This window comes from Streptomyces sp. NPDC039609, assembly GCF_055596705.1.
Genome location: NZ_JBVIUJ010000005.1, coordinates 273338 through 286808 on the forward strand (window position 1 = coordinate 273338; position 13471 = coordinate 286808).

At 71.2% G+C, this 13471-nt stretch carries 12 protein-coding genes; 6 read left to right on the forward strand and 6 right to left on the reverse strand.

From position 1 onward, the window contains the following. Nucleotides 1–54: 54 nt before the first annotated feature. Nucleotides 55–447, forward strand: coding sequence for a hypothetical protein (locus tag ACZ561_RS16485; RefSeq protein ID WP_470995096.1), 393 nt, complete (start codon nt 55–57; stop codon nt 445–447). A gap of 66 nt (nt 448–513) precedes the next feature. Here ACZ561_RS16485 and ACZ561_RS16490 read toward each other — a convergent pair whose 3' ends face one another. The 4 genes from ACZ561_RS16490 to ACZ561_RS16505 form a co-directional block, all read right to left on the reverse strand. Further along, on the reverse strand, nt 514–1638 hold the full coding sequence (locus tag ACZ561_RS16490) for a GuaB3 family IMP dehydrogenase-related protein (protein WP_376436577.1): 1125 nt from the start codon (nt 1636–1638) through the stop codon (nt 514–516). 105 nt (nt 1639–1743) lie between these two features. Continuing rightward, nucleotides 1744–3246, reverse strand: a complete 1503-nt coding sequence (gene guaB / locus ACZ561_RS16495) for an IMP dehydrogenase (protein WP_376436575.1) — start codon at nt 3244–3246, stop codon at nt 1744–1746. Nucleotides 3247–3386: 140 nt separating this feature from the next. Next, nucleotides 3387–3962 carry a sigma-70 family RNA polymerase sigma factor gene (locus ACZ561_RS16500; RefSeq protein ID WP_137993884.1) on the reverse strand — a complete coding sequence of 192 codons (576 nt, stop codon included), beginning with the start codon at nt 3960–3962 and terminating at the stop codon, nt 3387–3389. 489 nt (nt 3963–4451) lie between these two features. After that, nucleotides 4452–5063: a response regulator transcription factor gene (locus ACZ561_RS16505; protein WP_003948568.1), complete on the reverse strand. Its 612-nt coding sequence runs from the start codon at nt 5061–5063 to the stop codon at nt 4452–4454. A gap of 452 nt (nt 5064–5515) precedes the next feature. On the opposite strand from ACZ561_RS16505, the gene ACZ561_RS16510 reads away from it, so the two are divergent. Further along, a complete protein-coding gene (locus tag ACZ561_RS16510; protein WP_329117047.1) occupies nt 5516–5845 on the forward strand; it encodes a WhiB family transcriptional regulator in 330 nt (109 codons plus the stop codon). 337 nt (nt 5846–6182) lie between these two features. Here the strand turns inward: ACZ561_RS16510 and ACZ561_RS16515 are convergent, their stop codons facing one another. Beyond that, nucleotides 6183–7076: a LysR family transcriptional regulator gene (locus tag ACZ561_RS16515; protein ID WP_470995102.1), complete on the reverse strand. Its 894-nt coding sequence runs from the start codon at nt 7074–7076 to the stop codon at nt 6183–6185. A gap of 81 nt (nt 7077–7157) precedes the next feature. On the opposite strand from ACZ561_RS16515, the gene ACZ561_RS16520 reads away from it, so the two are divergent. Together ACZ561_RS16520 and ACZ561_RS16525 are read left to right on the forward strand one after the other, a co-directional pair. Continuing rightward, nucleotides 7158–7835: an MOSC domain-containing protein gene (locus ACZ561_RS16520; RefSeq protein WP_470995105.1), complete on the forward strand. Its 678-nt coding sequence runs from the start codon at nt 7158–7160 to the stop codon at nt 7833–7835. Nucleotides 7836–7958: 123 nt separating this feature from the next. Further along, the gene (locus ACZ561_RS16525; protein ID WP_470995108.1) at nt 7959–8732 is read left to right on the forward strand and encodes an SDR family NAD(P)-dependent oxidoreductase; all 774 of its coding nucleotides are present in this window, start codon (nt 7959–7961) and stop codon (nt 8730–8732) included. A 176-nt stretch (nt 8733–8908) separates the two neighbouring features. Here ACZ561_RS16525 and ACZ561_RS16530 read toward each other — a convergent pair whose 3' ends face one another. Next, nucleotides 8909–10726, reverse strand: a complete 1818-nt coding sequence (locus ACZ561_RS16530; protein WP_470995111.1) for a DUF2264 domain-containing protein — start codon at nt 10724–10726, stop codon at nt 8909–8911. A 178-nt stretch (nt 10727–10904) separates the two neighbouring features. On the opposite strand from ACZ561_RS16530, the gene ACZ561_RS16535 reads away from it, so the two are divergent. Beyond that, the gene (locus ACZ561_RS16535) at nt 10905–12041 is read left to right on the forward strand and encodes a substrate-binding domain-containing protein (protein ID WP_470995113.1); all 1137 of its coding nucleotides are present in this window, start codon (nt 10905–10907) and stop codon (nt 12039–12041) included. A 113-nt stretch (nt 12042–12154) separates the two neighbouring features. Continuing rightward, a complete protein-coding gene (locus ACZ561_RS16540) occupies nt 12155–13471 on the forward strand; it encodes an ABC transporter substrate-binding protein (protein WP_470995116.1) in 1317 nt (438 codons plus the stop codon).

Here is a 13471-nt window from a genome sequence, read left to right on the forward strand (position 1 = left end):
GCCGCGCCCACCCCGTACCCGGCCGCCCCGCCGCCGGCGCCGGCACGCAACAACGTGGGCCTCGGCCTCGTCGCCGCCCTGGTCGCGGCTCTCGTCGGCGCGGGCCTCTACGGCGGTCTCGCCGGGGCCGTCGACCGGGAGATCGGCTACGCCGCCGTGGGCGTCGGCCTCCTCGTCGGCTTCGCCGCCGGCAAGGTCGGCGGCGCCAACCCGGCCCTGCCGGTCGTCAGCGCTGCGCTGTCCCTCGGGGCCGTCTACCTCGGTCAGCTTCTGGCGATCTCGATCATCGTCGGCAAGGCGCTGGACACCTCCGCCACCGACCTCATCTTCAACGACTTCGCTCTTCTGACGGAGGCCTGGAACGAGAGCAGTGACTTCATGACGCTCCTGTTCTTCGCGCTCGCCGCGTTCGCCGCGTTCGCGGGCACGAAGAAGGGCGCCCGGTAACAGCGCCCACGAAGAGGGGCCCCGCACCACCCGGTGCGGGGCCCCTCTTCGTACGACGGAAGAACGTCAGCGCTTGTGCTGCGCGTCCGCGACCGTGACCTCGACGCGCTGGAACTCCTTGAGCTCGCTGTAGCCCGTCGTCGCCATCGCGCGGCGCAGGGCGCCGAAGAAGTTCATCGAGCCGTCCGGGGTGTGCGACGGACCGGTGAGGATCTCCTCGGTCGTGCCGACGATGCCCAGGTCGACCAGCTTGCCTCGCGGCACGTCCTCGTGGACGGCCTCCATGCCCCAGTGGTGGCCCTTGCCCGGCGCGTCCGTGGCACGGGCCAGCGGGGAGCCGATCATGACCGAGTCGGCACCGCAGGCGATCGCCTTCGGCAGGTCGCCGGACCAGCCCACGCCGCCGTCGGCGATGACGTGGACGTACCGGCCGCCGGACTCGTCCATGTAGTCGCGGCGGGCCGCGGCGACATCGGCGACCGCGGTCGCCATCGGGACCTGGATGCCGAGCACGTTGCGCGTGGTGTGCGCCGCGCCGCCGCCGAAGCCGACCAGGACACCGGCCGCGCCGGTGCGCATCAGGTGCAGGGCCGCGGTGTACGTGGCGCAGCCGCCGACGATGACCGGGACGTCGAGCTCGTAGATGAACTGCTTGAGGTTCAGCGGCTCGGCCGCGCCCGAGACGTGCTCGGCGGAGACCGTGGTGCCGCGGATGACGAAGATGTCCACGCCGGCGTCGACGACGGCCTTCGAGAACTGCGCGGTGCGCTGGGGGGAGAGCGCGGCGGCGGTGACCACGCCCGAGTCGCGCACCTCCTTGATGCGCTGCCCGATCAGCTCTTCCTTGATCGGGGCGGCGTAGATCTCCTGCAGACGGCGCGTCGCGGTCGCCTCGTCCATCTCCGCGATCTCGTCGAGCAGCGGCTGCGGGTCCTCGTACCGGGTCCACAGACCCTCGAGGTTCAGCACGCCCAGGCCGCCCAGCTCACCGATGCGGATCGCGGTCTGCGGCGATACGACCGAGTCCATGGGGGCGGCCAGGAAGGGGAGCTCGAAGCGGTAGGCGTCGATCTGCCAGGCGATCGAGACCTCCTTCGGGTCCCGGGTGCGCCGGCTCGGTACGACGGCGATGTCGTCGAACGCGTACGCCCTGCGGCCGCGCTTGCCGCGCCCGATCTCGATCTCAGTCACGATGTGTGGCCTTTCCCTCTACGTCTGCGCCTACCAGTATCCCCGACACAAGCGCGTGGGGCGGTTCCGGCCACATGCCGGAACCGCCCCACGCGTCGCGCTCTGTTACTTCCTGCTGTAGTTCGGCGCCTCGACGGTCATCTGGATGTCGTGCGGGTGGCTCTCCTTGAGGCCCGCCGAGGTGATCCGGACGAACCGGCCGTTCGCCTGAAGGTCAGGAACGGTACGGCCGCCGACGTAGAACATCGACTGACGCAGCCCGCCGACCAGCTGGTGGACGACCGCGGACAGCGGGCCGCGGTACGGCACCTGGCCCTCGATGCCCTCGGGCACGAGCTTCTCGTCGGAGGCGACGCCCTCCTGGAAGTAGCGGTCCTTGGAGAAGGAGCGCTGCTCGCCACGGGACTGCATCGCGCCGAGCGAACCCATGCCGCGGTACGACTTGAACTGCTTGCCGTTGATGAACATCAGCTCACCCGGGGACTCCTCGCAGCCCGCGAGCAGCGAGCCGAGCATCACCGTGTCGGCACCGGCCACGAGGGCCTTGGCGATGTCGCCGGAGTACTGCAGGCCGCCGTCGCCGATGACCGGCACGCCGGCCGCCTTCGCGGCGAGGGACGCCTCGTAGATGGCGGTGACCTGCGGGACGCCGATACCGGCGACCACACGGGTGGTGCAGATGGAGCCGGGGCCGACACCGACCTTGATGCCGTCCACACCGGCGTCGATCAGCGCCTGGGCGCCGTCACGGGTCGCGATGTTGCCGCCGATGACGTCGACGGCGGAGTTCGACTTGATCTTGGCGACCATGTCGCCGACCAGCCTGGAGTGACCGTGCGCGGTGTCGACGACGATGAAGTCGACGCCTGCCTCGATCAGCGCCTGGGCGCGCTCGTACGCGTCACCGGCGACACCGACGGCCGCGCCGACGAGCAGGCGGCCTTCCTTGTCCTTGGCCGCGTTCGGGTACTTCTCCGCCTTGACGAAGTCCTTGACCGTGATCAGGCCCTTGAGGATGCCCGAGTCGTCGACCAGCGGCAGCTTCTCGATCTTGTGGCGGCGCAGCAGCTCCATGGCGTCGACGCCGGAGATGCCGACCTTGCCCGTGACCAGCGGCATCGGGGTCATGACCTCGCGCACCTGGCGGCTGCGGTCCGTCTCGAAGGCCATGTCGCGGTTGGTGACGATGCCGAGCAGCTTGCCCGCCGCGTCGGTCACCGGGACACCGCTGATGCGGAACTTGGCGCAGATCGCGTCGGCCTCGCCGAGCGTCGCGTCGGGGTTCACCGTGATCGGGTCGGTGACCATGCCGGACTCGGAGCGCTTCACCAGGTCGACCTGGTTCGCCTGGTCGGCGATCGAGAGATTGCGGTGCAGGACACCCACGCCGCCCTGTCGCGCCATGGCGATCGCCATGCGGGACTCGGTGACCTTGTCCATCGCGGCGGAGAGCAGCGGGATGTTCACCCGCACGTTCTTCGAGATGTACGAGGAGGTGTCGATCTGGTCGGGCGCCATGTCGGACGCGCCCGGCAGCAGCAGCACGTCGTCGTATGTGAGCCCGAGTGTCGCGAATTTCTCGGGCACTCCGTCGACGTAGACAGTCATGACACCTTCCCCAAATGGCCTTGATCGGTGCGGATGTCCATGCTAACGGGCCTCGACGGTGTCTCATTCCACGATCAAGATCAGAGAGCAGCTTTGGACGTTCGTACGTATACGTGAGGGCCACCCGCCCCCGCCGACCCTTACTGCTCGGCCAGTGCGCGCAGTCGGCTGAGCGCGCGGTGCTGCGCCACCCGCACAGCCCCCGGAGACATCCCGAGCATCTGCCCGGTCTCCTCCGCGGTGAGCCCGACTGCCACCCGCAGCACCAGCAGCTCCCGCTGGTTCTCCGGCAGATTGGCCAGCAGCTTCTTGGCCCATTCGGCATCGTCGCTGAGCAGCGCACGTTCTTCCGGGCCGAGGGAGTCGTCGGGCCGCTCCGGCATCTCGTCGGAGGGCACGGCCGTCGAGCCCGGGTGCCGCATCGCGGCCCGCTGCAGATCGGCGACCTTGTGTCCGGCGATGGCGAAGACGAAGGCCTCGAACGGCCTGCCCGTGTCCTTGTAGCGCGGCAGCGCCATCAGGACGGCGACACAGACCTCCTGCGCGAGGTCCTCGACAAAGTGGCGAGCATCACCGGGCAACCGGTTCAGCCGCGTCCGGCAATAGCGCAGGGCGAGCGGGTGCACACGCGCCAGAAGGTCGTGCGTGGCCTGCTCGTCGCCCTCGACGGCACGGTGAACGAGTGCACCGATCACCGTGGTCTCGTCGTCGCGCATCGCTCCATGGTGCCTTGACGCCTGAGAATTCGCGGCACCGCGTTCGTAGTTGTGCACCGAAGCGTTATGAGTAGGCGCGCTGGAACTCATCTCCTGCGCCCTCCCCTCCCGCTCGATCGACTCGTCCCCGAGGAACTCCACACCCTCAAGGATGCGGCATCCCGCGCGTAAGTGACACAAGCTGCTCCACAGCGGGCCCATAAGCGGTTCCACACGGGGAAACACAAGCAGCTCCACCGCGGGGGTGGAAGCCGTTCCACCGCGGGACCGGGAGCAGCTCCACCGCAGGGGCGGCAGCCACTCCGCACGGGGACGCACGCCGCCCCTCAGCGGCGGCGCGGGCTGCCCCACAGCGGGACCCGTGCCGGGATACGAGCGCTCCCGCCGGGCCCACCAACGTGCTCCGCAGCGCCGATACGAGCGCTCCCGCCGCGGGGCCGGACTCCGCTGCCGCAGCGGGGACACGAGGCCGCCGCGGCAGGGCTTCGACTAACGGACCAGACCCCAGCGGAAACCGAGGGCGACGGCGTGCGCCCGGTCCGATGCGCCCAGCTTCTTGAACAGACGTCGGGCGTGGGTCTTGACCGTGTCCTCGGAGAGGAAGAGCTCGCGCCCGATCTCCGCGTTCGACCGGCCGTGGCTCATGCCCTCCAGCACCTGGATCTCACGCGCGGTGAGCGTCGGCGCCGCACCCATCTCGGCCGACCGCAGCCGGCGCGGCGCGAGCCGCCAGGTCGGATCGGCGAGAGCCTGGGTGACCGTGGCCCGCAGCTCGGCGCGCGAGGCGTCCTTGTGCAGATAGCCACGGGCACCGGCGGCGACCGCGAGCGCGACACCGTCCAGGTCCTCCGCGACCGTGAGCATGATGATGCGGGCGCCGGGGTCCGCGGACAGCAGCCGGCGGACGGTCTCCACGCCGCCCAGACCGGGCATGCGTACGTCCATCAGAATCAGGTCCGAGCGGTCCGCGCCCCAGCGGCGGAGGACTTCCTCGCCGTTGGCCGCGGTGGTCACGCGCTCCACGCCGGGCACGGTCGCGACCGCACGGCGAAGAGCCTCTCGGGCAAGCGGGGAGTCGTCGCAGACGAGGACGGATGTCATGGCCGCCCTCCGCAGCTGATGCGCGTCACCTTGAGCCTCCAGGGCTGGTACGTATCGTCACCTGTGCGGTTGACGCTCTCGGACACCTGCCCGAGCGCTTGTTCCTTCAACCGCCTCCGCACACTCAACGACGGTCACTCGAAAGAGTTACGGGCCGGACGGCCGCCTTCGGCACTCTACGTGAGGGAGCGTGTGCGGAGGAGAGCCACGCAGGTCACCCGCCCACCACCCGGAAGCTATGCCCCATTTAGCGGGTTTTCTTCCCTTTTTGCGGTGTCTGTGGCTAGATTCGCAATGAGTCATATTTACATCTACTTAGATAGTAGTTGTACGGTCGGGTCGTGCCCGTGAGAGCGGGTACGCGAGACCCATGGGGGGCGAAGGGCCCCCGGATCATCAGCCATCCACCCGCCCACCTATCCGTTCGACACGGTTTCAAGGGGACAAGCGCAATGGCAGATTTCTCCCGCCTTCCCGGACCCAACGCCGATCTGTGGGACTGGCAGCTGCTCGCGGCCTGCCGCGGAGTCGACAGTTCCCTGTTCTTCCACCCCGAGGGAGAGCGCGGCGCGGCACGGAGTGCGCGTGAGAACTCGGCGAAAGAGGTCTGCATGCGGTGCCCTGTACGCGCGGAGTGCGCGGCACACGCACTCGCCGTGCGGGAGCCCTACGGCGTCTGGGGCGGCCTCACCGAGGACGAACGCGAAGAGCTCATGGGACGAGCCCGCAACCGCCTGATCACGGCATCGGCATCGAGTTCGGCAGGCGTGGGGCGCGCCTGAAGGTCTGAAGGAACGTTTCTGCACGTGCAGGGAACGGGCCGGGTCCGCATCCCACCCGGCCCTACGGAGCCGCACCGCACGCGGCCCGGGGGCGTGCGGTGCGGACGGAGCGCGGTGCGCCCGCGGGCACATGCGCGCGTGACCAAGCGCGAGAGTCGCTACGCGTGCGTGGTCGCGCAGAGGACTCGTCCGACCGCGCAGAGGACTGGCCGCGCAGAGAAATCGTGTGGCCTCACGGACGACATGTGCGCCCGCCCCGTGCTTGTACGGCCGCCCCGCCCGGTGCTTGTACGGCCGCGGGGACGCGGCTCACGCGCGCGTGGCCGCACAGACCCAACTACGCGCGCGTGGCCGCGCGGGTCAGCTCGTCGAGCGTCGCCGCGACGGCCGGGACCTGGGCCAGGTCCGGCAGCGTGAGGGCGACGATCTCTCGCTCCACGGCCGGCTCCACCACCACGGTCCGGGCACCCTTGGGGCGTACGGACTCGATGGCGAGCGCCGGCAGCACGGCGACACCCAGCCCGGCCCCGACCAGTCCGACCACGGCCGGGTAGTCGTCGGTCGCGAAGTCGATGCGCGGGGTGAACCCCGCCTCCTCGCAGACGTCCACGAGCTGGCGACGGCAGCGCGGGCAACCCGCGATCCAGGACTCGCCGGCCAGTTCGGCGATGCCCACCGACTCGGCGTCGGCGAGCCGGTGCGCCTCCGGCACGAGGCCCACCAGGCGGTCGGCGAGCAGGGGACGGACGACGAGGTCGTTCCACTCGTCGGGGCCCGCGCCGTAGCGGAAGGCCAGGGCCACGTCGCAGTCGCCCTCCCGCAGCATCTCCACCGAGCGCGGCGGCTCGGCCTCCACGAGCGAGACGCGGGTGCCCGGGTGGGCCGCGCGCAGGGCGGCGAGGGCGGTGGGGACGAGGGTGGAGCTGCCGCTGGGGAAGGAGACGAGCCGGACGCGGCCGGCGCGCAGGCCCGCGATGGCAGCCACCTCCTCCTCGGCTGCCGTGAGGCCCGCGAGGATCCCCGAGGCGTGCCTGACCAGGGCCTCGCCCGCCTGGGTGAGCCGCATTTCGCGGCCGGTCCGGATCAGCAGGGGCGTTCCGGCAGAGGATTCGAGCGCCTTCATCTGCTGGCTCACAGCGGGCTGGGTGCAGCCGAGTTCGCGCGCGGCGGCGGAGAAGGAGCCGGTCGCGGCGACGGCGCGCAGGACGCGGAGATGACGGGCCTCGATCATAGGTCGAGCATAAGCGAGTCTTGGACCTCGCGGCGAATATTCCATCCCGACTTTGAGGAGAGGTGGCCTAGGGTGCCCGACATGAAGCTGATCAGCGTGAATGCCGGACGGGCCCAGGCCGTGCCGTACACCGACTCCCCCTCGGGAATGTCAGGCATCGACAAGCGTCCGGTCGAGGGGCGGGTACGGGTCGAGGCGCCGAGCGCGCGCGGGGTCGGGGCGAGCGGGCTCGCCGGGGACACGGTGTGCGACCTCCGCTTCCACGGCGGCGACGACCGGGCCGTGACCGCCTTCGCGCGGGAGGACATGGATCTCTGGGAGCGCGAGCTGGGTCGGCCGCTGGCCAACGGCTCGTTCGGCGAGAACCTCACCACGCTCGGGCTCGATGTGAACGGCGCCCTGATCGGGGAGCGTTGGCGGATCGGTTCGGACGTGGTGCTCGAAGTGACGGGCGGCCGCATTCCCTGCCGTACGTTCGAGGGCTTTGTCCAGGAGAAGGGGTGGGTCCGCCGCTTCACGCAGTCGACCGCCGGCCCGGGCGCGCTGCTGCGGGTGATCGAGCCGGGCGAGATCGCGGCCGGAGACGCCGTGACGGTCGTACACCGGCCCCCGCACGCGGTCACGGTCGCGCTCCTGCACCGGGCCGCGACCACCGAACGCGCGCTGCTGCCGAGCACCCTGGTCGCGGCCGAGTGGATGGAGTCGGGCCTGCTCCGGGTCGCGCGCACGTATGCGGAGAAGTACGGCACAGGCGCGTAGATCGGCCTCCCGAGCCGGGCATCGGGGCCGTGAAGGATGATTCCAGGGCGCTTCGGGACAGGCCCGGGGGCCGCGGAAAGACCCGTACGCCGCACGCTCACGCGTGGCACTAACGTGCCGCGTATGACGACTGCATTGATTACGGGCGCGACAGCGGGCATCGGGGCCGCGTTCGCGCGGAGACTGGCGGCGGACGGTCACGATGTGGTGCTCGTGGCCCGCGATGTGAAGAGGCTGCGCGAGCAGGCGACCGAACTGCACGACCGCCACGGCATCGAGGCCGAGGTGCTGGCGGCCGATCTGGCCGACGAGAAGGGCATCGCGGCCGTGGAGGCCCGGCTCTCCGATGCGAGACAACCCGTGGACCTGCTGGTGAACAACGCCGGTTTCGGCAACAAGGGCCGGTTCCTGGAAGTCTCCATGGCCGACGAGTTGAAGATGCTGACGGTGCACTGCGAGGCGGTGCTGCGGTTGACGTCGGCGGCGGCGGAGTCCATGCGGACGCGCGGTCGGGGCGGGGTGGTGAACGTGGCCTCGGTGGCCGCCTTCGTCCCGCGTGGCACGTACGGGGCGTCGAAGGCGTGGGTCGTGCAGTTCACCCAGGGCGCGGCGCGGGATCTCGGGGGTACCGGGGTGCGGCTGATGGCGCTCTGCCCGGGCTTCGTCCGGACGGAGTTCCACGAGCGAGCCGGGATGGGGACGGACAACATCCCGGGCTGGATGTGGCTCGACGCGGACAAGTTGGTGGCGACGGCGCTGGCCGATCTGGCACGGGGCAAGACGCTGTCCATCCCGGACCCCCGCTACAAGGCACTGATGGGTGTGGTGAAGCTGGCGCCCCGCGGCCTGCTCGGAGGGGTGTCCTCCAAGGCGGGCCGCAAGTACGGACCGAAGTGACGCGTGCCCGACGCCGGTCCGGGCACTGAACCGGGGCCGGTCCGGGGCTGCTCGACGCCGGGCCCTCGTACGCCCCGGTTTTCGGAGCCGACGCCGCCGACACGTCGTTTCCGAACCAGCGTCCGTCCCGTGCGCGAGGGCCGCGGGGGCGGCGAGGGCCGGTGTGCTGCGCGGGGTCACCCGTCCTCCGGATCGAGGACCATTCGGGCCGTGGTTCCGTTCTGCCAGGTCACGTGCAGCGTGCGGCCCGTGACCTGGACGGCTGCGAGGGTGGACGCGGGCGCAGGTGCGGGCTCGGCCGTGAGCGAGGCGAGCGTGACGAAGAGGCTCTCGGGGCCGCTGGTGGAGCCGTGCAGTGCTGCGGTACGGGTGTCCGGGCCGCCCTGGAGCGTGGCGCCGGTGGCGAGTTCGACGGGCTCGACCGCGGGTGGAAAGCCGTGGACCGGGTGGAGTTGGGCCGTGGGGCCCTCGGGGGTGGTCGCCCAGCCGGTCTGGCGTACGGGAGTTCCGTCGGGCGCGCCGAGGACGAGGTGGGCGCGGACCTCGGCGCGGCCGTGGGCCAGGGTCGCGGAGACGATCCGGATGCCGGGGAGCGGGGTGTGCAGGGAGGCGGCCCAGCCGGGGCCGGTGCCCAGGGGGGTCGCGGGGCCGCGCCGGGTGACCCTGCCGTCGAGGACCAGGGCGAAGTGGTTGTCGGGCTGGTCGGGCGGGGTGGTGGGGCCGGTGCGGGTGGAGTAGGCGTAGCGGGCGTAGCCGGAGTCGTCGGCGCCGGACGGGTCGCTGCTCACATGGTTGCTGCCGTGGTTGTGGAGGCGGACGAGTCCGTCGGCGGCGGTGGACTGGATGAGCAGCCCGGCGGGGGCGACGGGGCGCACGGTGTCGGCGCGTTCGGCGGGGAGGGGTTCCTCGGGGTCGGTCCAGGCGGGGTGGTCGGCGGGGAGGAGCAGGCCGAGGAAACCTTTGGCCGCCCAGTACGGGGAGGCGGGGCCGGAGTAGCTCTGGATGACGGGTTCGTACGGGCCGTGCCAGCCGAGGGTGAGCAGGCCGTGCTCGTCGGTGGCGCCCCGGTCGAGGAAGTACCGGAGTGTGCCGGAGGCGAGGCGGCGTGTGGTGCCGGGGGTGAGCGGGGTGTGTCCGGTGAGGGCCCCCAGCCAGGGGGCGGCCGCCGCGGCGAAGCGGTAGGTGAGGGAGCGGCCGTACGGGAGGGGGGCGCCGTCACCGCCGAAGAGGTGGGCGTAGTCGTCGAGGTGGCGCCGCAACCGGGGGCCGTAGCGGTCGAGGAGGTCCCGGTCGCCGGCGAGGTGGGCGTGCAGGACGGGGTAGAGGTGCAGGGCCCAGGCGTTGTAGTGGTCGAAGGCGCGGTTGTCTCCGTCGCTGTACCAGCCGTCGCCGAGGTGCCACTTCTCGATGCGGTCGAGGGAGCGGTCGATGGTGGCGGCGGCGCGGTCGGTCTCGATTCCGGCGTCCTGGAGGAAACCGGCGACGGTGAGGCCGAAGAGCCACCAGTTGTTGTCGACCGGGGAGGGTTCGAGGGCGGGCAGCAGCCACTCGACAACGCGCTGCCGGGTGCCGTCGTCGAGGCGGTCCCAGAGCCAGGGGCGGGTCAGTCGCAGGCCGAGGGCGACGGAGGCGGATTCGACGACGGCCTGGCGTACGTCGGTGAGGAGCGGCCAGGAGTCGGGGCCGTCGCCGCCCGGGGCCTCCGTGCCGGCGGCGAGGCCCTCGGCGTGAAAGCCGAGGTGGCCGTGCGGGTCCTCGCCCCGGGCGCCCGCGACGCGGAGTGCGGCGAGGAGGAACGTACGGGCGTTGCCTTCGAGGCCGTCGGAGCGGGCGCCGGACCAGCTGGGCCGGGGGCCCGGGAGGTCGAGGAGTCCGTGGCGGGGCGAGGCGTACGGCCGTACGGCGAGGAGGAGACGGTCGGCGGTGTCCTCCCAGTGGGCGCGGGTCCAGCCGGTGAACGGACTGAGCTCACGGTTCTCGGGCGGCGTGGGCATGATGCTCCCTGAGGCGGACTTCGGCGTCGCCGGGAATCATGAACGCGCCTCGATCGAACGTCAACAGTTCCGACCGAATGATCGAACAACCTTCGATTCGATCATTCGGCGTGAGAAGGTCTGACCACAAGGCCGGCGGAGCGCCGGACCACCCACCACCGCAAGGGGGAGACACGCCGTGCGCGAGAGTGCCGCCGAACGACACGACCGACTGCTGGCCCTGGTGCGCGAGCGCGGTACGGCGCGCGTCGCCGACCTGGCCGCGCTCCTCGGGGTCTCCCCCGTCACCGCCCGCCGCGATGTCGAGGCGCTGGCGACCAAGGGCCTGCTCGACCGGGTGCACGGCCAGGTCTCCTGGCCCGAGCGGCCCGAACGCTCCGAACGCTCCGAACGCCAGGGCGATCCGGGCGCCCGGCGGACCGGCGAGGGTCTGGTGCTCGGGCTGCTCGCGCCCTCCGCCACGTACTACTTCGCCGAGGTCATCCGGGGTGCGCACGAGGCCGCGGCGCGGGCCGGGGCCCGGCTGGTGCTGCGGATCTCGGACTACCGCCCGGAGGAGGACCGCGCGCGCACCGAGGGCCTGCTCGCGGCCGGCGCCGAGGGCGTGCTCGTCGCGCCCGGATGGCGTGGGCCCGAGGACCGGCAGGCGTACGGGGACTGGCTGGCCGAACTGCCCGTGCCCGCCGTGCTCCTGGAGCGCCGGGCCGACCCCGGCACGCCCCTCGACGCCCTGGACCGAGTGGTCTCCGACCATGGCCACGGCGTCCTGCTCGCCCTGCGCCACCTGCTGGAACTGGGCCACGGCACCCCGCTCCTGGTGGCCCGCGGCGACAGCCCGACGGCGCTCGCGGTGCGCGCCGGGTACGCCGAGGCGCTGGGCACCCTGGGCCTCGGGGCGCCCGGCCCGGTGATCGATTCGGTACCGGCCGATCAGGACCCCGAGGGCTTCGAGCGCGCCGTACGGGCCCTGTACGAGGCGGTGACCTCCGGCCGGGTGAGCGCGGCCCTGGTCCACAACGACGTGGACGCGATCGAGATCGTGCAGCGTCTGGCGGACCTGGGGGTGAAGGTGCCGGAGGATCTGGCGCTGATCGCGTACGACGACGAGGTGGCCGCGCTGGCCGACACCCCGCTGACGGCGGTCGCCCCGCCCAAGCGCCAGGTCGGCAGGCACGCCACGGAGTTGCTGGTGGAGCGGCTGACGGAGGCGCACGAGGCCCCCGACGAGGAGCCGGCGCGGCGCCATCTGAGCCTGCTGCCGCGGCTGCGCGTGCGGGCCTCCTGCGGTGCCCCCTCGGGAGTTCGGTCGATCTGATCGATTGGATCCTTTTTCGATCAATCAATCTTTCGCTCTTGACTTCGCTCATAAACGGTCACAGGATCACGGCCACACACCCCGTGTCGCCCCCGTCCTTCAGGAGCCGTGTCGTGAGCCGTACTTGGAGCAGAACGTCCCGTGTCATAGCCGGTACCGCCACCGCCCTCGCCGTTCTGACGGCATGCGGCGGCGGTGAAGGCGGTACCGACGCCGCGTCGAACGGGCCCGTCACCATCACCTTCTGGGGCTGGGCCAAGGGGTCCAAGGACGTGGTCGACGCGTTCAACGCCTCGCACAAGAACATCCAGGTGAAGTTCGAGGAGATCCCCTCCGGCAACGCCGGCGGCTACGCCAAGATCTCCAACGCCGTGAAGGCGGGCAACGCGCCCGACCTCGTCTCCATCGAGTACCCCTCGCTCCCCGAGTTCGTCAGCTCGGGTGCCCTGCAGGACATCGGCGGCGAGTTCACCGAGGCCGACCGGGGCAAGCTGCTTCCCCAGGCGGTGGAGCTCACCACCCTCGGCGGCAAGACCTGGGCCGTCCCCTTCGACGCCGCGCCGCAGGCCTTCTTCTACCGCAAGGACCTCTTCGCCAAGTACAAGGTCGAGGTCCCCACGACATGGGACGCGTTCAAGGCGGCCGCGGAGAAGGTGAAGAAGGCCGACGCCAAGGCCCGTATCGCCACCTTCTTCCCCGACGACCCGACCACCTTCGAGGCGATGGCCTGGCAGGCCGGCGCCCAGTGGTTCAAGGCCGAGAACGACACCTGGAAGATCAACACCACCGACCCGGCCACCACCAAGGTCGCCGACTACTGGCAGGGCCTGATCGAGGCCGACCTCATCCACAAGAACGCCTCGTTCAGCCCCGAGTGGACCGGTTCGCTCAAGAACGGCACGACCGTCGGCTACCTCGGCGCCTCCTGGGGCGCGGGCGTCCTCAAGGGCACCCTGCCCGAGCAGAGCGGCAAGTGGGCCGTGGCGCCCATGCCCAGCTGGGACGGCAAGCCCGCGAGCGGAATCCTCGGCGGCACCACCTTCGCCGTGACCAAGGACAGCAAGAAGACCGCGGCGGCCGTCGAGTTCGCCGAGTGGATGGCCACCACCGAGGCCGGCGTCAAGGCCCGTATCGCCTCCGGCACCTCCAGCGCCTTCCCCGCCGCGGCCGCGCTGCGCCCGGTCGCCAAGGCCGCCTTCGACGCGAGCTACTACGGCGGCCAGGACATCTACGCCCTCTTCGAGCGGTCCAGTGCCTCCATCAACCCGAACTGGACCTGGGGCCCCACCACCGGCACCACCAACCTGGCCATCAAGGACCAGTTCGGCAAGGTCACCAAGGGCGGCCCGACGATCGCCGACGCGATCAGGACCGGCCACGAGGCGACGGTCGCCGAGCTCACGAAGCGCGGCCTGAAGGTCGAGGGCTGA